The sequence below is a fragment of the Microbacterium sp. H6 genome, from assembly GCF_003314775.1.
Lineage (GTDB): Bacteria > Actinomycetota > Actinomycetes > Actinomycetales > Microbacteriaceae > Microbacterium > Microbacterium oxydans.
Genome location: NZ_QOAY01000177.1, coordinates 1 through 563 on the forward strand (window position 1 = coordinate 1; position 563 = coordinate 563).

At 70.5% G+C, this 563-nt stretch carries 1 protein-coding gene; it reads right to left on the minus strand.

Features of this window, described 5'->3' with window-relative positions:
* On the minus strand, nt 1-509 hold a 509-nt coding region (locus tag DSP71_RS11420), incomplete at its 3' end, for a hypothetical protein (protein WP_147251302.1).
* Between the last annotated feature and the right edge of the window lie 54 nt (nt 510-563).

The following is a 563-nucleotide window of genomic DNA, read 5'->3' on the forward strand; positions in this document are numbered from 1 at the left end:
TCGGTCGGCCAGGAGTAGTCGTTCGCCCCACCGCCCTCGATCGGGTCGACCTGCAGGAACCGCCCGAGAGCGGGGACATACAACCGCACCCCCATCTCCACCACCAGCGCCGAACCCGCCGACTCCGCGGGCTTCAACGCCCCCTGATGCCAGAGGGTGTTCCCCGCGACCTGCCCGGTGCCATCCGACGCGACCGTCCCGATCGCGAACGTGACCGGGTCCACCGGCTGACCGAACGGATCCCACAACAACAACCCGCTCGTCGCCGTCCCGGTGCGCGTCACCAAACCGTGCCCACCCAACCCGGGGAACGACCACGTCACCACCCCCGCCTGGTTCGTCCACGACACCCCACCCGGCAGCCCGACACTCCGCGTCAAACCCGCGCCAGACCTCTGCCCCCACGCCGCATCACCACCCGCCGCATACAGGTAGCTCGTCGTCACCGCCGGCTCCGCACCCGCCGGATCGATCGTCCGCGATGCCATGCGCCCGGTCGCGTCCCGCACGATCCGCACCGTCGTCCCATCGTCATACGTCGTCCCGATGTGCCGGTTCGCGGC